Source organism: Sphingomonas sp. S2-65 (assembly GCF_021513175.1).
Taxonomy (GTDB): Bacteria; Pseudomonadota; Alphaproteobacteria; order Sphingomonadales; family Sphingomonadaceae; genus Sphingomonas.
The window spans coordinates 576,828-594,584 of the sequence record NZ_CP090953.1; the positions used below are offsets into that span (position 1 = coordinate 576,828).

Consider the following 17,757-nt stretch of genomic DNA (forward strand, 5'->3'; position numbering starts at 1 on the left):
CGCTTCCGCCCCAAAGTCAGTCGTTCAGGTCAGCCGCCCCGTCTCCCGAAAGCGGTCGCTCGTTTGCGTCCGGGCTTCATATGCTTCCAAAAGAGGCCACAGGCTCACGGAGTCCGCGCCCTGCTGCTCGGCCGCGTTGCGAAGCGCGTAGAATTCATCGTCACTCTTGATGTGACCCCGGCGAACTACTCGCTGGACCAGCTTAGAGAACCTTGCGCGCACTTCCGACAGTGTTGGTAAACCCGATTGCGAAAGCTCGTGGTTGCACGCGGTCACGTCACTGGCCGGCCAGTCACTCGTAAACTCCACAACGTCCCCGATCGCCATACCTAGGCCGCTGCGCGCCTTGGCGGGGGTCTTCACTGCCATTCTATCGAGCACGGCTACGGGGTGAGTATCTGGGGTGAGCAGGTCCAAGGGAAAAACCTTGGGGACCATGTGGCCGAACCAGGACCGCAGGCGCGCGTATTCGGTGGGATCGATCCGCATGGCCGTTATGCTGACAGCGTCGAGGCCATGGCACAACGGCAGCGCTTCGCACGTCGAGTGCGCCAAGCGGACGGACCGCTTTCCGCCCATGCCCCGGCATTCGCGAACGGGTCCAATAAGCGGGGCTCAGCCGCGCGCAGTAGGCCGCTACCCCAAGTCGATTGTTCAGCAGATCATCAGGACGGCCCAAACCGGCCACACCTGTGCCAATCCCCGCTCACGAGAGGGTGGCGGGCGTAGTCGATCACGCCCGCTGCTATTATCAGCCGGGCGAAGCAGCGGAGCCTGCAAGCAGCCCGCCGTCGATGTTCACTTCCGTCCCCGTCACATAAGTCGCCTCGTCCGAGGCGAGCGTCACGGCAATGGCTGCGACTTCATCCGGCATGCCGAACCGCTTCAGCGGCGTGTCGGCTACCAGCGCCTGCGTCCGGGCCTCGCGATCCACACCATCTCCCAGCATCGGCTCCCAGATGGGCGTAAGGATCGCGGCCGGGTGGATCGAGTTGCAGCGTATCTTCCAGCCCTGCTGCGCGCAGTAAAGCGCGACCGTCTTGCTGTGGTTGCGGATCGCCGCCTTGGACGAGGCGTACGCCGCAGCGCCGGGAATGCCGACCAGTCCGGAGCGAGACGATATGTTGATGATCGAGCCGACCCCCGCCGCCTTCATCGCGCCGATCGCATAGCGACAACCGAGGAACGTTCCGTCCAGGTTGACCCGATGAACCTCCCGCCAGTCCGCCAGGCTGGCGTGTTCCGGGTCGTGCGCCACCATGCACGCTTCGAAGCCCGTCACCCCGGCATTGTTCACGACCACGTCCGCCACCGGAACGATGCCCGCCAATCGCGACCAGTCGGTCTCCTCGCGCACGTCGAGCCGTTCGAACCGGCACCCGATCTCGGCTGCCGCCGCGGCGCCGCCCGCTTCGTCGATGTCGGTCACGACAACGACGCCGCCTTCGGCATGGAAGCGCGCGGCGATGGCGCGGCCAATGCCCCGCGCCGCGCCGGTGACGACGCACGTCTTGTTGTTCAGTCTTTGCATGATGTTCTCGAAAACAGAGTCCAGGTGGCGGATCGCTCCGCTGGCATATGCCTTGCCGCTTTAGCGGTGACGCTGGATCATTTTCGAAACTCCCGAAGGCGGTAGTGGCTTACTTCATCCAGCGGGTGGCTGCAAATCCGGGCTATCCTCGCCTGCAGCCTGAAAGCCGCCGGTCGCCTGGATACCCATTTGCGGTTGTTCGCCGTCTCTGAAAACGCTGGTGGGCCCGGCAGGACTCGAACCCGCAACCTAGCCGTTATGAGCGGCCAGCTCTAACCGTTGAGCTACAGGCCCCCAGCAGAACCCGCACTAGCGGAGGTCGCGGTCGGACCGCAAGCCGCGTCGAGCGCGTCGATGATCTGGTCGAGCGATGCCGGCGCGATCTTCAGCCGGTCGAGCTCCGCCAGAACGCCCTCCCACCACCGGTAGAAGGCGGCGAGATCGGCCTCGGTGCGGACATAGGGCGTGTGACCCGGCTCCAGCGACGGCGAGTGGAAGCTGAAATTGAGCAGGCGCACGCCCTCCCCCGCCGCCACGCGTACCGCTTCGAGCACGTCGTCGAGCGGCATGTCCTCGGGCGTGAGCGCCACCCTGGAAAACAGCCCGAGGCGCGAGGCGATGCCGCGTCCGCGCGGAAGCGTGCCGAGCCAGCGGTGAAGCCCGGCACCGCCGCGGCGGGCATGGCCGGTATAGACGGTGGTGAGCGGCAACTCGCTCAACCCCGGCATCAGGCCGAACGGCTGGTTGCCGATCCGCGTGAAGTCGGGTCCGCCCGCCCGCGAATAGTCGTAGCCGGCGCGCATCGAGCTATCGAGGCGGTAGCCCAGCCTCGATAGCATCGCGGGAGTATCCGGGCCGATACCGTAACGGCCCGCCCGATAGATACGCGGCTGCACCCCGATCGCGTCGGTGATCAGGGTGGTGAGCAGAGTCAGCTTGGCTTCTTCAAGCCCGTGCGGAAGATTGGCCGCGAAGCTGTTGAGGATGCTGACATCTTCGTCGAAAGGCGGGCTCACCCAGGGGTGAAGCTGGGTGCCGACTGCCGACCGGCCGTCCTCCAGCATCGTCCGCAGGATCTCCACCGAACGCGCGCAGGTCGCGATCGGATGGTCGATCAGGCAAGTGAGCGGCACGCCGCGGGCGGTGAACCAGGCATGCGCGGCCGGCAAGGCGCGCATATGATTGGTGCCGCGCGCGTCGCGGCTGAACGGTTTGGTCCAGTCGAACTCTTCCTCGGTATCGATGAAGACAGTGAACCGCGTCCCGAACGCGTCGGGCCAGTGCAGCAGCGCATGCGGCTCCGGCGCCGGCACCCGGTAGGGAAGCTGCCGCTCCGCCACGATCAGTTCAGATGCGCCTGGCCCACTTGGCTGATTACGGAGGCGGCGAGCCGCAAAGTCAACCGGTCGCTGCCGATCGCCAGCGATCCGCCCAGCTCGCGGGCAAGGTTGCGCGCGAGCCGCAGCGCGAAGCCGGTGCCGAGCAGCGTGGTGTCGTCACGCTCGTCATCGATGCCCAGCACCGAGTCACCCGGATAATCCGCCAGCGCGCGCGGCCGGTCGATCGCGATCGCGACGCGGTCCACGGCCTCGTGCGTGACATAGACGCCGATGCGCTCGCCTGGCGCGCTGGCCGAGACGAGTGTCGCCAGCAACCGCGACAGCAGGCGTTCGACGGCGCGGCGATCGCCCACCACCGAGGCGTCGTCGATCGGCAGCGCGATCATCGCGCCGCGAAGCTCGGCGAGTGGACCAAGGTCTTCCGCGATCGATTCGAGCAGCGGGCGCAGCGCGACGCGGCCGGGGATCAGCGCCAGCGCCGCGCTGTCGATCCGCGCGGCCAAATCGAGATCGTCGATCGCGCCGAGCAGCTCGCGCGCCTGCGCCCGGATGATGTGCGCACGCTCGCGATAGACCGCCGAGACCGGTCCCAGCATCTGCGATTCGATCATCTCGGCAAAGCCGGCGATCGCATTAGTGGGGGTGCGCAGTTCGTGGACGAGCTGCCGCAGCGAATCGGCGGCGGCGTGCGAGGCACCCTCGGCCGGGGGTTCGGCACGCTCGTCGGGGCGCGGACGGCGCGCGGTGCCGCGATAGCCGGTGAAGCGGCCGCTTGCCGGATCGAATGCCGGAATGCCGGAGATGAGCCAGTCGCCGGCCGCGTCGGACTCGCCCTCGATCCGCAGCCGCGCGTGCGAGAACGCCGCGCGGTGCCGCAGCGCGCCGCTGGCGGTGCCGTCGACCCGCGCATCGCCGGCATCCAGGCTGATCCCGATCACCGGACCGCGGCTGACGCCGTCGACCCAGCGGATGATGCCCTTGCCATCGGTCTCGAAGCGGAACGCCTCAACGACGCGCATCGCCGCCATCGGTGCGGGATCGGTTTCCCGCTTGCGCCAGAACGCGTCGATCCGGGCGACCACTTCGGCGATCTCGAAGGTGCCTGCGTCGGCCTCGGCGAGGCTCGGCTCGGCAGCGGCAGGCGCGGTCTCGGCTTCCTGCTCGACCGGAACCGGGCTGTTGTCGGGCAGCACGAAGTCGACCGGGCCGAAGCTTTCGAGCGCGCGCTGGACGGCGGGGCTCAAGTCGCGGCGGTTGCGCAGGATCGCGCGTCCGGCCGGAGTCAAGTCTGGGAGCAGCTGGATCCACTCGGCCGCGGCGAGCCGTGCCGAACGCAGCGCAGGCGCGGCGACCGCGGCGTCGTCCAGCGCGAACAGGCGGACCAGCGGCGCGGGCGGGTTGGCATATTCGAGCGAGCGGGCGCTGGCGGCGCGGACGGTGGCGGGCACCTTGCCGCGCAGGTCGCGAAGCGCGGCGAGCACGCGGGTATCGGGGACCACGCGCCGGCGGCCCACCAGATCGGTCAGCTGGCGCCAGGCCGACTGCACGCCGAAGGGTGTCCGCAGATCGGAGGCGAGCACCGTTTCCAGAGTATCGTCGAACCGCACGCGCTGCCTACCTTCGATAGCGTCGGAAACAACGCACCAACGATCCCTTAACGCCGCCGGCTCCCATCACAAACCGACCAAATCGGGACGTCGCATTGTGGGACAATTGCGTTGATTTGTAATATTCTTATAGTTAGAGGGTCGCGCAAGCAAATAATTGATCCGGAGTTGCGTTACAATGCGGTTTGACGACATCGATGTGCGAATCCTCGCCCTCCTGCAGGAGAATGGCCGGATGACGAACGTCGAACTGGCCGAACGTGTAGGCCTCACTGCGCCCCCCTGCCTCCGCCGCGTCCGTGCGCTCGAGCAGCAAGGCGCGATCAGTGGATATCACGCAGCCTTAGACCCTGCGGCGCTGGGATACAACCTGACCGTGTTCGCGATGGTCAGCCTCAAGAGCCAGGCCGACGCCGATCTGCGCGCGTTCGAGCAGCGGGTCGCCGAAATCCCCGAAGTGCGCGAATGCCACATGCTGAACGGCGAGATCGATTTCATCCTCAAGATCGTCGCCGCCGACCTGCAAAGCTTCCAGCAGATCCTCACCACCCAGCTCACCACCGCCCCCAATGTCGAGCATGTGAAGACATCGCTGACGATCCGCACCGCAAAGTCGCTGCCCGGCGTGCCGGTCCCCGAGATGTAACGAAAAAGGGGCGGCGTCCTGCGACGCCGCCCCCTTCTTTCAAGCCGTCGTGGCGCTCAGGCGCCGAGCGGCGGGAAGTCGACCGAGGTCGCCCACAGCAGCGCGAGATTGCCATAGGACCCGGTCGCCGGCACCGCCTGGAACGCAGTCCGCGCCTCGTCCTTGCGGCCCAGCCGCTGCAGCGCGATGCCGCGATGCAAATTCACTTCGTCGGCCTTGGCCCCGCCACGCTGCAGCGCCTGGTCGTAGAGCTCCAGCGCCTTGGCGTTGTTGCCCGAAGCGAGGAACGCGTCGGCCAGGTTGGCGGTCTGCGTGCCGGTCTTGGCCGTCGCCACCTGGCGGTCGAGCGAACCCTCCGCCTTCGCGGCCGCCTGCGACGCGGTATAGATCCGCCCGGTATCCGAATCCCCCGACGGGATCTTGCCGTTCTTGCGGCCCTCTTCGATCACCGTCACCGCTTCCCAGGGAAGGCCGCTGGTCTGCGCCTGATAGGCATAGTCGGCATAATCGCCGCGGTCCGCCAGCGCATTGGTCGAGCGCATCAGCCGGTACAGGTCGAGCTTCTCGACCTTCTCATTGGCCGCCGGCGTGCCCTGGCGAGTCACCTGGACCACCCAGCGCCAGTTCTGCACGGTGGGATATTCCTGGATGTAGCGCGTCATCCACTGCGCGGTCGCGGCGCGGTCGCCGAGCGCGCTGACCTTGGGGATCGCGAAACGGTACCATTCGACCGGCGGCTTGCGCCCGGCGGCCTTGCTCGCGGCCATCGCCTTGTCCACTTCGGCCACGGCTTCGGCGTTCTTGCCGGTCGCGCCATAGGCGTTGGCGAGCAGGATCGAGATGTCCTCGGCGTTCGATCCCGCCTCGCGCGCCTTGGTCAGATACTGGATCGCCTCGGCGTTCTTCTTGGCGTTGGCGGCGGCGGCGCCCTGGAGGTAATAAAAGCGCTGCTGATACGGCTTCACGTTCTGCGGCGGCGTGGTGGGATTGCTCGCCAGAACGCCCAGTGCGGCGATCTGCCCGTTCACGTTGTTGCGCGACGTTTCGAGCTGAAGCCGCAGCACGGCGGCGAAATACTTTTCGGTATCGCTCTTGGCGACCGCTTCGGCGGCGACGATGCTCGGCTCGGCGGCGGTCCAGTTCTTGGCGTCCACTGCGGCCTGCGCGGCGGCGGCGGGCGTGCGGAACTCGTCGCTCACCTTGATCGCCTGTTCCTTGTCGTTCTTCTTCTGCGCAAGCGCGGGCGAGACGCCCAGTGCGGAAGTGCCCAGCGTCAGCGCGGCGGCCATCGCGAGCTTCGAAACGAACGTCATGTAATACTCTCCTCGTGGGGAACGCGGACGGGTTCGACTGGTCCTCTAGTTAACCGTTCGGGCCCGTTCAAGCGACGCGGTTGCATCGCGGGATGACAATCGCACCATGAACCGCCTTTGAACGCGTTGGTTCAATCCGTCGGCTCGCCCTCATGCCGCGCTGCCCGTACTGCACTCTCTCGCGCACACGCGCGCGCGGGCATGCGCAGGCGCGCAGGGTTGGCAGGAGGTACTACGCCCGCTAGAGCAACCTGAACGTAACAAACCCGAAAGCACCATCCTTTGACCGACGCGACGCTGCTCGCCGACTCTTCCGACATCACGCCCATTTCGATCGTCGACGAGATGAAGACCTCGTACCTCGATTACGCGATGAGCGTCATCGTGGCACGCGCCCTTCCCGACGTGCGCGACGGCCTGAAGCCGGTCCACCGGCGCATCCTCTACGCCGCGCAGGAAGGCGGCTATGTCGCCGGCCGCGCCTATCGCAAGTCGGCGCGCCTCGTCGGCGACGTGATGGGTAAATACCACCCGCACGGCGACAGCTCGATCTACGACGCGATGGCGCGCATGGCCCAGGATTGGGCGATGCGGGTGCCGCTGATCGACGGCCAGGGCAATTTCGGATCGATGGATCCCGATCCGCCCGCGGCGATGCGCTACACCGAGGCACGGCTCGCCCGCGTCGCCTCCGCGCTGCTCGACGATATCGACAAGGATACGGTCGACTTCCAGGACAATTATGACGGCTCCGAAAGCGAACCGACCGTCCTGCCCGCGCGCTATCCCAATCTGCTGGTCAACGGTGCCGGCGGCATCGCCGTCGGCATGGCGACCAACATCCCGCCGCACAATCTGGGCGAAGTCATCGACGCCTGCCTGGCGTACATCGCCAATGGCGCGATCACGATCGAGGAACTGATCGAGATCGTCCCGGGCCCCGATTTCCCGACCGGCGCGATCATCCTCGGCCGCGCGGGCTGCCGCTCGGCCTATCAGACCGGCCGCGGCTCGATCATCGTGCGAAGCCGCCACACCACCGAACAGCGCGGCGAGCGCCGCTCGATCGTGCTGACTGAGATCCCGTACCAGCAGGGCAAGAACGCCTTGGTCGAAAAGATCGCCGAAGCCGCCAAGGAAAAGCGGATCGAAGGCGTCAGCGACATTCGCGACGAATCGAGCCGCGAAGGCGTGCGCATCGTCATCGACCTGAAGCGCGACGCGACCCCGGAAGTCGTGCTCAACCAGCTGTGGCGCAACACGCCCGCGCAATCGAGCTTCCCGGCCAACATGCTCGCGATCCGCGGCGGCCGCCCCGAACTGCTCAACCTGCGCGACATCATCGAGGCCTTCGTCAAGTTCCGCGAGGAGGTCATCACCCGCCGCTCGAAGTTCGAGCTGGCCAAGGCCCGCGACCGCGCGCACATCTTGCTCGGCCTGGTGATCGCCGTCACCAATCTCGACGAAGTGGTGAAGATCATCCGCTCGTCGCCGAGCCCCGCCGTCGCCCGCGACCGGCTGCTTACCCGCGACTGGCCGATCGCCGAGATCGCGCCGTACATCCGCCTGGTCGAGGCGATCGACACCGAGGTTACCGGCGACAGCTATCGCCTGTCCGACGTGCAGGTCCGCGCGATCCTCGACCTCCGCCTCCACCGCCTCACCGCGCTCGGCCGCGACGAGATCGGCGAAGAGCTCGCCAAGCTGGCCGAGACGATCGCCGAACTGCTCGAGATCCTCGGCAACCGCGCCAAGCTCTACGAAGTCATCGTCGAGGAACTGACCGCGGTGCGCGACGCCTATGCGACGCCGCGCCGCACCGAGATCGCCGGGGCCGCCGACGGGATCGAGGACGAGGACCTGATCGAGCGCGAGGACATGGTCGTTACCGTGACCATGGAGGGGTATATCAAGCGTACCCCGCTCGACACCTTCCGTGCCCAGGCCAAGGGCGGCAAGGGCCGCGCCGGCATGGCCACCAAGGATGCCGACGCGATCACCAACCTGTTCGTCACCTCGACGCACACGCCGGTGCTGTTCTTCTCGAACCACGGCAAGGTATACCGCATGAAGGTCTGGCGCCTTCCCGAGGGTGGCCCCGCCACCCGCGGCCGGCCGATGATCAACCTGCTGCCGCTCGCCACCGGTGAAGTGATCTCCACCGTACTGCCGCTGCCGGAGGACGAAGCGACCTGGGGCGATCTCCACGTCATGTTCGCCACCGCCAAGGGAAGCGTCCGCCGCAACTCGATGGACGCGTTCGCCAACATCCGCAGCTCGGGCAAGATCGCGATGAAGTTCGAGGAAGGCTCGGACGATCGCCTGATCGGCGTGTCGCTGCTGACCGAGGACAATGACGTGCTGCTGGCCACCAAGCAGGGCCGCGCGATCCGCTTCGCCGCCACCGACGTCCGCGAGTTCCAGAGCCGCGACTCCACCGGCGTTCGCGGTGCCCGACTGGCCGAAGGCGACGAAGTGATCTCGATGTCGGTGCTGCGCGGCTTCGCCGCCACTCCGCAGGAGCGTGAGGATTACCTCAAGGCCGCGCCGTGGAAGGAAGGCGAGCGTGAAATCACGCTCAGCCCCGAACGCATGGCCGAGTTCGAGGCGGCGGAGGAATTCGTCCTCACCGTCACCGCCAACGGCTATGGCAAGCGCACCTCGGCGTTCGAATATCGCCGCACCAATCGCGGTGGCCAGGGCATCACCAACATCGTCAGCTCGGACCGCAACGGCCCGGTGGTGGCGAGCTTCCCGGCGCACAATGGCGAACAGCTGATGCTGGTCACCGATCAGGCCAAGCTGATCCGCACCACCGTCGGGTCGGTCCGCGTCACCGGCCGCAACACCCAGGGCGTGATCCTCTTCCGCGTTGCCAAGGACGAGCATGTCGTCTCGGCCGCCCGGATCGAGGAAAGCGAGGAAGAGGCCGAAGTGAACCTGGCCGACGGTCCGGTCGCGAGCGAGCCGACACCGGACGCCGACACCGCTGAAGACATTGCCGAAGGTCCGGAGGACGGTCGGTGAGCGCCGGAGAGCAAGAGACCGTGATGAACGACAGCCTCGCCTACAAGGTGCTGACCGCCGAGCAGATGTCGACGCTGGAACATGCGCGGGTGTTCAAGGGGGCGCCGGTGGATCTGGAGGATGGCTATATCCATCTCTCCACTGCCGAGCAGCTTGGCGAGACGATCGACAAGCACTTTGCCGGCCAGGAGCATCTCTGGCTGGTGGCGGTGGACCTCTCCGCCGCGGCCGACGCGATCAAGTGGGAGCCCTCGCGCGGCGGCGCGCTGTTCCCACATTTGTACGGCGAGTTATCGCTCGACTTCGTCGTGGCCTATAGCGAGCTCAACTACGAACCCGACGGCAGCCTGCGCCTCCCCGTCACCGGCTAACCAAGCCGAGCACCCAGCCGTCCTCTCTCTCCCCCCCCGTCATCCCGGCCTTGAGCCGGGATCCCGCTTCTTCTGCCACCCCAGCCAGCGGAACCGCTGCCGCCCCTAAGGCAGCGGGACCCCGGCTCAAGGCCGGGGTGACGAAGAAACTCGGTAGCCCGTTCAGCGCCCAATCCAGCAACACCAGCACTGGAAATAACGCCGCCACCCGCGTACGGAGGCACCAACGCGGCACTCGCGGGTTGAGCGCAGGACGACTGGCCCTTGCGGGCCGGTTCACTGCGCAACAGGGGCGCACGATGAGGGGTCTGTCGACCATGCGAGCAGGAAGACTGCGGCGCGTCGCGCTGCTGCTGCTCGCATGCGCGCTCTTCCTCCGCGTCATGGTCCCCGCAGGCTGGATGCCCCAGGCGAGCGCGTCCGGCGTCGCCCTCAAATGGTGCGGCGAAAGCGGCCGCGCGCTCCCGGAAGAAGCACGCGCCGAATTGGCAAAGGCGCTCGGTGCGCACGGCCAGCAGAAGCACGATGCCGCACCCGAACATCCCTGTCCCTTCGCGGTCGCGGCGGTGGCGCTGCCTGCCCCGGAAGTCTCTGCCGCCCTCGCTCTGCCCCATGCTTGCGATGATGTCGCGCCGGCATTGGTTTCTGCCGTCGCGCCCGGTCTCGGCCTCGCGGCCCCGCCCCCCTTCTCCACCGGACCTCCGCTCCTCGGCTGACTTCCCCGCGCGCTTTCGGGCGCCCCGAACGTCATCCGAGGAATTTCCATGTCTTATGCCCTCCGCGCGCTGATGGGCGCGCCCATGCTGCTTGCCGCCCTGCCCGCTTTCGCGCAGCAGACCGACCGCACTGACGAAGTAGTCGTCACTGCCGAGAAGCTGGTCGAACAGGCCATTCAGAAGGTCAACGAAACCCCCGGCGGCGCCGACGTCGTCTCCGCCGCCGAGTTCCAGAACCGCGAGACTGTGTCGCTGCGCGACGCCCTCGCCTTCTCCCCCGGCGTCTACGCCCAGCCTCGCTTCGGCCAGGAGGTCCGCCTTTCGATCCGCGGCTCCGGCATCAGCCGCGGCTATCACATGCGCGGGCTGACGCTGCTTCAGGACGGCATCCCGATCAACCTGACCGACGACAATGGCGACTTTCAGGAGCTCGACCCGAGCTTCCTCCAGCACCTCGAGGTGTTCCGCGGCGCCAACGCGCTGCGCTTCGGCGCCTCGACGCTTGGCGGCGCGATCAACGGCGTGACGCCCACGGGCCGCAGCGCGCGCGGCGTCACCCTGCGCCTCGACGGCGGCAGCTTCGACACCCTGCGCGCCTTTGGCAGCGTCGGCTTCGCCGATGAGCGGGGCGACGCGTTCCTTGCGGTTGCCGGCGACACCTCGGACGGCGACCGCGATCACGCCAGGCGCCGCGCCTTCCGCTTCAACGGCAATGCCGGCATCCGCCTGACCGACCGGATCGAAACGCGCTTCTACGCCGCCGTGCAGACGCTCCAGCAGGAACTGCCCGGCGCCCTCACCTACGCGGTGGTGCGCGACGATCCCCAGACCGGCAGCTATGCCGGCGATCAGCAGCGCAATGTCGACTCGCTGCGTCTCCAGAACCGCACCAGCTTCGATCTGGGCAACGGCGGTCTCGACATAGGCATCTTCCTCAACGCCAAGAAGCTTTACCACCCGATCTTCCAGGTGACCGAGCAGAAGGCGCTCGACTGGGGCAGCTATGCCCGGCTCGACCAGGATTTCGGCGCCTTCGGACTGACTGCCGGCGTCACCGCCCGCTTCGGCACCGTCGACTCCCGGCGCTTCGTCAATGTCGACGGGAACCGTGGCGCGCCCACCTTCCGTGCCGACCAGGCCGCGCGCACCATCGACGCCTATGTCGAAGGGCGGGTTCGCCCGCTCGCCGGCCTGACGCTGATCGCCGGCGGCATCTTCACCAGCGGATTGCGGCGGCAGGATCAGCAATTCCCCGCCACCGTCAGCGGGCGCTCCACTTTCGAGCAGTTGAGCCCCAAGCTTGGCATCCTGTTCGAGCCGGCAAAGGACATCCAGCTCTACGCCAATGTCAGCCGCAGCCACGAGCTGCCGGGCTTCATCGAACTCGCCCAGATATCCGATTTCGTGCCCCTCGACGCGCAGCGGGCGTGGACGGCGGAAGTGGGTGCGCGCGGCCGCGCAGGCCCGTTTCAGTTCGATATCAGCGCATATCGCGCCGATCTGAGGGGCGAATTGCTGCAATATAACGTGAATCCGCCGACGATTCCGGCTGCAACCTACAACGCCGATCGCACCCGTCACCAAGGCGTCGAGCTGGGGTTTACGCTGGATATGGCTGCCTGGGCGCGGCTGCGGCAGGTTTATCAGTGGAGCGACTTCCGTTTTCGCGGCGACAGCGCCTTTGGCGACAATCGCCTGCCGGTGATCCCCCAGCATATGTTCAGAACCGAGCTCAGGCTTGGCACGGAAGCGCTTGATATCGCGCCCAATGTCGAGTGGGTACCGCGCGGCGCCTGGGCCGATTACGCCAACAGCTTCCGCGCAAACGGCTATGCGTCGCTCGGTCTGACGGCACGTCTGCGCGTCAACGAAAACGTCAACCTCTTCGCCGACGCCCGCAACCTCGCCGGCAACAACGCCGCCGGCGACGTCTCCGCCGTCGTCCAATACACCCCCGCCTCCGCGATCTTCTACCCCATCGAACGCCGCAGCATCTTCGCCGGCCTCCGGGCCGCATTCTGATGCCCGCCGCCCTCGGAACCCGTTGGTATAACGCGGTATGGCGCTGGCATTTCTATGCCGGCATCTTCTGCATGCCCTTCGTCCTTTGGCTGGCGATCACCGGCACGATCTACCTGTGGAAGCCCCAGATCGAAAGCTGGCTGGAACGGCCGTACGACCGCTTGGCGGTGACGGCACCCCGCTCCACTGCGGACTCTCAGGTGCGTGCAGCCCTTGCCGCAGTGCCGGGCAGCAGCCTCCACAAATTTCAGCTGCCGCAGAGTGCAAACTCGGCAACCCGCGTGATCGTCAGCACGGCCGCCGGCGATGTCCGAGTGTATGTCGATCCCTATTCACTGCGCGTTCTCAAGGTCGAGCAGGAGGGCGCCCGCCCGATGCGAGTGATCTCCGATCTTCACGGTACGCTGAAGGCAGGCAATTGGGGCAGCTATCTGGTCGAGATCGCTGCATGCTGGACCGTGGTGATGCTGCTCACGGGCCTGTACCTTTGGTGGCCCCGCAATGCGCGAGGGCTTGGCGGCATCCTCTATCCCCGCCTGCGCCGTGGGCGGCGCGGGTTCTGGCGCGACATCCACGCCGTCGCCGGGATCTGGGTAGCGGTGTTCGCGCTGTTCCTGATCTCCACTGGCCTTCCCTGGGCGAAATTCTGGGGCAGCTACTTCCAGGAGGTCCGCCAGGTCACCAACACAGTCGACGGTCCACAGGACTGGCCGACCGGCAGCGCACAGACCGCAGCGATGATGGGTGACCATGCCGGACATGCTGCCATGTCCATGCGCCACGAGGCGCCGGGCGTCAGCGAGCTCGACCGTGTAATCGCGACGGCCTATCCGTTGGGCATGGCCGCACCGGTGATGATCTCGCCGCCCGCACGTGGCGACGATCCGTGGACGGTTGCATCCGACGCAGCCAACCGGCCCTTGCGGGGACAAGCCACGGTAGACGGTCGCAGCGGCGCACTGTTGTCCCGCAAGGAATTCGCCCAGCGCCACTGGCTGGACAAAGTCGTTGGCTACGGCATCGCCGCACATGAGGGTGCGCTGTTCGGCATGGCCAACCAGCTGCTCGGCACGGCGACGGCGCTTTTGCTCATGACGCTTTCGCTATCCGGCTTCATAATGTGGTGGAGAAGACGCCCGCAAGGCCTGCTTGGCGCACCGGTGCCGGCACAGCGGCCAAGGTTCGGCTTTGTGCCGGCCGGTGCCATTGCGATCCTGGCGTTTTGGATGCCCTTGTTCGGCGCCACACTGCTGATCATGCTGATGCTGGAGCGAACCGTGTTCCAACGGTTGCCGAAGGTCCGGGGATGGCTCGGACTGAAAGCGCATGGCGCGGCTTGACTGCCTCGCCATAGCCTCCTAAAGGCCCGCTTCCGCCAGCAATGGCCCCTTCGTCTAGCGGTTAGGACGTCGCCCTCTCACGGCGAAAGCACGAGTTCGATTCTCGTAGGGGTCACCAGCGGCGGCGAGCTTGATGATAGCGGCTTACACGCCGTCTCACGCCCCAAGTCCATCAAGCACCTTCCACCACCTCGGCAGCAGCATGTGCGCCATTGGCGCCGATACTCGCCGCCTCGCGCTTCGCGTTCGGGTTCATGCCTGCTACTCACTAGCTGGCAGTAGTAAACAGCAGTTCACGACAGCCGGCTAGCGAGGGCAGAGCAACGAGGGGCGCAGATGCGTCAGCGCGGTGCGCGGGAAGTGTAAATCAGGTTCGGGGCGTCCCGAACGAAATTGTCGATAACGCCGTCGGCAACCTTGACCGGCCCATCGAACCGGACCGCACCGGGGATCGAGTTGATCGCCTCTGCTTGCTTGGCCAGACGCTCAGCATCGGAAAAGAAGCGGCGGGCCGTGTCGTCGCCCTCTGCTGTGCCGCCAAGTCCTGCGCTGAGTCCGCTGACGGTCAACTTGAGCGCGCGGCCCCAAAGCTCGGTCGCGTCGAGCCACGGCTTGGATTCGCTGACAAAGCCCGGCACGACCACGCCCGCGCGGATCAAATCTGGCGCACTTGCCAACTCGTCGGCAGCAGCGGCAAGCGTGTCCAACGCTTGGGCCTGCGTGACCGCGTCGCCTGACGCAAGCGCGTCGCGCGCGCCGTCAATCAGTGTCTTCAGGCGCGGCGCCTGAGGCTGCCAGGGGTGCGTTCCGAATGTTGGAGCCAGGTGCTGTGTGTCGAAGAAGGACAAGAGCGCGGCTGTGACTTGCCGGTCGCCGTTTGCGAGATAGCGCGCCGCGGCGTGCCACGTGCGATCCGCGTCGTACCCGCGGTCGTTCCAGGCGAAGGCCACCAGACCCATGACTGCCGGACGGCTGGCCGCCTCCTGGTTCATGGGGTTCGAGACGATGCCGCTCAGCTCCGTCGAGAGCCCTGCCTCGCGGCGTGCGTAAGGTGCCAGCAGCAACCGCCCGGACGACTCACGGTAATCGTTGACGGGATAATTGTCCCACAGCAGCGTCTTGCGTCCGAATGCCTTCGTCGCGTTACGTGCGTCGTTCACCGAGATTGACGGGGGCACGACATCCGTGCCCGTCCATTGTACCACGACCCGCGGATCAAGTTCCTTGCGGAGCGTCGCCTTGTACGGCGACTCGGTGGTGTTGTAATATTCGGTAGGCACCATGATCAGCGAACCATGGTCGTTCGCGGCCGTGAGATCGGCTTGCACTGCGTTCAAGAGCCTCGCCTGCGCGCTCGCCGCTGCCTTTTCACCCGGTTTGCCGAACGCAGCTTCGTCGGCGGGGCAATTCCACTTGGTATATTCGATGTCGTCCAGCGCGACATAGAAGCTGCGCACGCCGATGCCGCGTAGCGTAGCGAATTTCCGGCGGATCGCTTCGAGATCAGCCGGATTGGAATAGCAGATCGAGGGCCCCGGCGAGATCGCATACACAAAGTTGACGTGCTGGCGGTTGGCCGCATTCACCAGCCCGCCGAGGGCACTCAACGTTTCGGCAGGATAATCCTCACGCCAGCGGTCACGCGCGAACGGCTCGTCCTTGGGGCTGTAGATGTAAGTATTAGCCTTCAACTCGGCGAGGAAGCCGATATGCGATGCGCGTTCGGCCATCGACCAGTGCTTGCCGTAAAAGCCTTCGATAGTGCCGCGCACCGGCATCGCAGGGTAATCCGCAATTGCGAGTGCGGGGACAGCCTGCTTCTTCACGATCTGTCGCAGCGTTTGAGCCGCATGGTACAAGCCATCACCATCCCTGCCGGCCAATACAATCAGGGCGCCGCCTTCCGTGGCGGTGCTGGCGAGCGCATAGCCTTCATCCTGCGTGGGCAGAGTTGCGCGGGCGCGAGACAGCGCCTGCTTCACCAGCGGCGCGTCGCCTGTGCCGAGTACCACATGGGTGACGTCGAGCCGAGCCGGAAGCCGGTTCGCAGTGCGTATCTGCTCGACGCCAGCTGCGGTCAAAACGCGGCGTACCAATGCGTTTGTCTCAGCGTCGGGCGTGCCGGCCTGAAGCAGCACAACCGTTTTCCCTAGCGTGAGGTTCTCGCCGGTCAACTTCGCTGACACTGGAGCCGGGAAGATGCCGGGCATCGTCTGCGCGGTAGATGGAGCAGCTAGCGCCATTGAAAGCGCCAGCCCGCCCGCCAGCAACAGGGAACGACCGTACGACTGCGATCCGCGCATGAGTTTCCTCTTGGGTTCTACAAAGGTTATAGATGGGTACTATGTTGTAGATGGCACATCGAGGCAAGCCGCTGGGGTGCACACGGAGTTCTCGTTCGGTGAGACGCTCAACCCTTCCGCGCCGAGGATGCTAGAGTGTGGCGCAGTCAGCCTACAGCACCATCGACGACAACGCAGCGGCGATGGTGGACAGGCGCATTCCTTGCTGCAATGCTTCGACAATTGCATCTACGCCAGGCCCAAAACCTATAATGCCATTCCCTCTGCATTCGGCACCCGCCCTCCTGATAGTCCTCCCCTCCGATCAACAAAACGCATTGCGGAGTGTGGCGTGACCGCGGCTGCATCCCGCCCACGTCTTTCTGGCACCAACCTCGAGCGAGCCGCCGACCATAATCAGCGGGTTACGCTGCATGCGATCCGGGTAGGCGGCTCGCTGACACGGGTCGAACTGGCGGGGATTACGGGGCTGACGGCCGCCGCGATTGCCAACATCACCCGTCGGCTGCTGCAGGACGGCCTGATTGAAGAAGCGGGGCAGCGGCGCGGCGGTCGAGGGCAGCCTCCGACGAAGCTCGTGGTTCGGCCCGACGCGTGCCACGCGATCGGCGTGAACATCGACCGCGACCACATCACGATCGTGCTCGTGGACTTCGCGGGGCAGACGCTTGCTCGCGTCGTGAAGGAAATCGACTATGCCCTGCCCGATCAGGTTCGTGCGCTCTATTGCGCTTCCATTGGTGAGATGCTGCGGAGTGCAGGAGTCGACATCGCTAAAGTCGTCGGACTTGGCGTTGCCGTGCCGGATCAATTAGGCAGCATCGATCTCCCCGGCCGGCCGGATGCCTATGCTGCGTGGGACGGCATCAACATGGCTGACCTTTTTGCTGAGCCTTACAACGTGCCGGTGTTCATAGAGAACGACGCCGCCGCCGCCGCCATGGGCGAGATGCAACTCGGCCAGGGCCAGCAGCACAACAGCTTCTTTTATCTGCTCATTTCCCTGGGATTGGGCGGCGGACTGGTGATCGACAACGCTTACTCGCGAGGGGCCACAGGCCGCAGCGGCGAGTTGGGCTTCATGCGCGCGTATGTCGATGGCGCCGAGGGCGAACAGATACAAACCTTGGTGTCGCTCTCCGGCCTGGGTCGGCATCTGCAACGGCATGGCTTCGTCCTGAGGGACGTCATGACCGCCGAAGCTTTTCCGCCTGCGCTCGATGCGTGCGTGGATGGCTGGATCGAGCAGGCGGCGAGTTGGCTGGTTACCCCGCTCACGGCGATCAACTGCCTGATCAATCCGGCAGCGGTATTGATCGGGGGCCGCCTGCCAATGGCGCTGGTCGAGCGGCTCGCGGTCCGCGCCAATGCCCTGATGGCAGCCGCCGGCGCTGCGCTACCGGCAATTGCACCGGTAGCGCGCGCCGAGCTGTCAGAAGACGCCCCGGCGGTGGGTGCCGCCATCCTGCCGTTCAGCCACTATCTATTGCCGAAGCCAGGAGCGCTGTGGAAGGCGTCAACCCTTCCCGGGACCGTCTAGG

The 17,757-nt window shown here is 66.0% G+C and carries 13 protein-coding genes and 2 tRNA genes; 8 read left to right on the top strand and 7 right to left on the bottom strand.

The annotated features are described in order from the left end of the window. Nucleotides 1-24: 24 nt before the first annotated feature. The 5 genes from LZ586_RS02915 to LZ586_RS02935 all read right to left on the bottom strand — a co-directional run bounded on the left by LZ586_RS02915 (nucleotide 25) and on the right by LZ586_RS02935 (nucleotide 4,478). On the bottom strand, nucleotides 25-489 hold the full coding sequence (locus tag LZ586_RS02915; protein WP_235078194.1) for a hypothetical protein: 465 nt from the start codon (nucleotides 487-489) through the stop codon (nucleotides 25-27). Between the two features lie 262 nt (nucleotides 490-751). Further along, on the bottom strand, nucleotides 752-1,531 hold the full coding sequence (locus LZ586_RS02920) for an SDR family oxidoreductase (RefSeq protein WP_235078195.1): 780 nt from the start codon (nucleotides 1,529-1,531) through the stop codon (nucleotides 752-754). A 218-nt stretch (nucleotides 1,532-1,749) separates the two neighbouring features. After that, nucleotides 1,750-1,825: transfer RNA gene (locus LZ586_RS02925), tRNA-Ile, on the bottom strand. Next, nucleotides 1,816-2,871 (bottom strand): WalW protein, encoded by a 1,056-nt coding sequence (locus LZ586_RS02930; protein WP_235078196.1) that lies wholly within the window; start codon nucleotides 2,869-2,871, stop codon nucleotides 1,816-1,818. The genes LZ586_RS02925 and LZ586_RS02930 overlap by 10 nt, the downstream gene beginning before the upstream one ends. Before the next feature lie 2 nt (nucleotides 2,872-2,873). Then, the gene (locus tag LZ586_RS02935; protein WP_235078197.1) at nucleotides 2,874-4,478 is read right to left on the bottom strand and encodes a sensor histidine kinase; all 1,605 of its coding nucleotides are present in this window, start codon (nucleotides 4,476-4,478) and stop codon (nucleotides 2,874-2,876) included. 178 nt (nucleotides 4,479-4,656) lie between these two features. Between LZ586_RS02935 and LZ586_RS02940 the strand changes: the two genes are divergently transcribed. After that, complete coding sequence (locus LZ586_RS02940; RefSeq protein ID WP_235078198.1) at nucleotides 4,657-5,124, top strand: Lrp/AsnC family transcriptional regulator; 468 nt, start codon at nucleotides 4,657-4,659, stop codon at nucleotides 5,122-5,124. Between the two features lie 56 nt (nucleotides 5,125-5,180). Here the strand turns inward: LZ586_RS02940 and LZ586_RS02945 are convergent, their stop codons facing one another. Next, a complete protein-coding gene (locus LZ586_RS02945; protein WP_235078199.1) occupies nucleotides 5,181-6,437 on the bottom strand; it encodes a tetratricopeptide repeat protein in 1,257 nt (418 codons plus the stop codon). 282 nt (nucleotides 6,438-6,719) lie between these two features. Here LZ586_RS02945 and gyrA point away from each other — a divergent pair, with 282 nt between their 5' ends. The 6 genes from gyrA (at nucleotide 6,720) to LZ586_RS02975 (ending at nucleotide 14,031) form a co-directional block, all read left to right on the top strand. Beyond that, a complete protein-coding gene (gyrA, locus tag LZ586_RS02950) occupies nucleotides 6,720-9,464 on the top strand; it encodes a DNA gyrase subunit A (RefSeq protein ID WP_261346028.1) in 2,745 nt (914 codons plus the stop codon). A 23-nt stretch (nucleotides 9,465-9,487) separates the two neighbouring features. Further along, entirely contained in the window at nucleotides 9,488-9,835 is a 348-nt protein-coding gene (locus LZ586_RS02955) for a DUF952 domain-containing protein (protein WP_235078200.1), read from the top strand. A 299-nt stretch (nucleotides 9,836-10,134) separates the two neighbouring features. Beyond that, nucleotides 10,135-10,551, top strand: coding sequence for a hypothetical protein (locus LZ586_RS02960; RefSeq protein ID WP_235078201.1), 417 nt, complete (start codon nucleotides 10,135-10,137; stop codon nucleotides 10,549-10,551). Between the two features lie 48 nt (nucleotides 10,552-10,599). Beyond that, complete coding sequence (locus LZ586_RS02965) at nucleotides 10,600-12,573, top strand: TonB-dependent receptor family protein (RefSeq protein ID WP_235078202.1); 1,974 nt, start codon at nucleotides 10,600-10,602, stop codon at nucleotides 12,571-12,573. Beyond that, nucleotides 12,573-13,913 carry a PepSY-associated TM helix domain-containing protein gene (locus LZ586_RS02970; protein WP_235078203.1) on the top strand — a complete coding sequence of 447 codons (1,341 nt, stop codon included), beginning with the start codon at nucleotides 12,573-12,575 and terminating at the stop codon, nucleotides 13,911-13,913. The genes LZ586_RS02965 and LZ586_RS02970 overlap by 1 nt, the downstream gene beginning before the upstream one ends. A gap of 43 nt (nucleotides 13,914-13,956) precedes the next feature. Continuing rightward, a tRNA-Glu gene (locus LZ586_RS02975) sits at nucleotides 13,957-14,031 on the top strand. A 223-nt stretch (nucleotides 14,032-14,254) separates the two neighbouring features. Here the strand turns inward: LZ586_RS02975 and LZ586_RS02980 are convergent. Then, nucleotides 14,255-16,216 carry a beta-N-acetylhexosaminidase family protein gene (locus LZ586_RS02980; RefSeq protein WP_235078204.1) on the bottom strand — a complete coding sequence of 654 codons (1,962 nt, stop codon included), beginning with the start codon at nucleotides 16,214-16,216 and terminating at the stop codon, nucleotides 14,255-14,257. Nucleotides 16,217-16,547: 331 nt separating this feature from the next. Between LZ586_RS02980 and LZ586_RS02985 the strand changes: the two genes are divergently transcribed. Further along, the gene (locus LZ586_RS02985) at nucleotides 16,548-17,756 is read left to right on the top strand and encodes an ROK family transcriptional regulator (RefSeq protein WP_235078205.1); all 1,209 of its coding nucleotides are present in this window, start codon (nucleotides 16,548-16,550) and stop codon (nucleotides 17,754-17,756) included. Nucleotide 17,757: the final 1 nt, after the last annotated feature.

Coding starts and splice junctions, on each gene's coding strand:
- LZ586_RS02915 (WP_235078194.1), bottom strand. CDS start 489: ATGCGGATCGATCCCACCGAATACGCGCGCCTGCGGTCCTGGTTCGGC.
- LZ586_RS02940 (WP_235078198.1), top strand. CDS start 4,657: ATGCGGTTTGACGACATCGATGTGCGAATCCTCGCCCTCCTGCAGGAG.
- LZ586_RS02960 (WP_235078201.1), top strand. CDS start 10,135: ATGAGGGGTCTGTCGACCATGCGAGCAGGAAGACTGCGGCGCGTCGCG.
- LZ586_RS02945 (WP_235078199.1), bottom strand. CDS start 6,437: ATGACGTTCGTTTCGAAGCTCGCGATGGCCGCCGCGCTGACGCTGGGC.
- LZ586_RS02980 (WP_235078204.1), bottom strand. CDS start 16,216: ATGCGCGGATCGCAGTCGTACGGTCGTTCCCTGTTGCTGGCGGGCGGG.
- LZ586_RS02955 (WP_235078200.1), top strand. CDS start 9,488: ATGAACGACAGCCTCGCCTACAAGGTGCTGACCGCCGAGCAGATGTCG.
- LZ586_RS02965 (WP_235078202.1), top strand. CDS start 10,600: ATGTCTTATGCCCTCCGCGCGCTGATGGGCGCGCCCATGCTGCTTGCC.
- LZ586_RS02920 (WP_235078195.1), bottom strand. CDS start 1,531: ATGCAAAGACTGAACAACAAGACGTGCGTCGTCACCGGCGCGGCGCGG.
- LZ586_RS02970 (WP_235078203.1), top strand. CDS start 12,573: ATGCCCGCCGCCCTCGGAACCCGTTGGTATAACGCGGTATGGCGCTGG.